Annotated in this window: 1 pseudogene; it reads right to left on the bottom strand. The window is 61.9% G+C overall.

Annotation, left to right across the window (positions count from 1 at the left end):
* Positions 1-270 (bottom strand): annotated as a pseudogene (locus HMI57_RS18320) (hypothetical protein); the annotation flags it as partial.

The raw sequence follows: 270 nt of genomic DNA, 5'->3' as shown, positions 1-270 counted from the left end.
CATCATGATCGCGGCAATGACCTGGTCAGCGTCGGCGCTGTCAAGGTCATCGGCAAGGCCTTGCAGGGCAGATCGGGTGTCCCACCGCGAATCCAGGCGGGCTACCACCCGGGTGAGTGGTTCTATAAGGGGTTCGGGGGCTTGACGACGGGTCGCCCGGATGGCATCGATGACGGACTTACCTGTCGATGCTGATCCGCTGACGAGACGCACCCATCGTTCCAGGGCACGCATGACGTCGAGGTCATGACGTGGTGGATCAGCTAGCAA

The organism is Arthrobacter sp. 260 (assembly GCF_013116745.1).
GTDB lineage: Bacteria > Actinomycetota > Actinomycetes > Actinomycetales > Micrococcaceae > Arthrobacter_D.
Note: the sequence above shows the minus strand (reverse complement) of the source record. Positions and strands in the feature narration are given on the sequence as shown.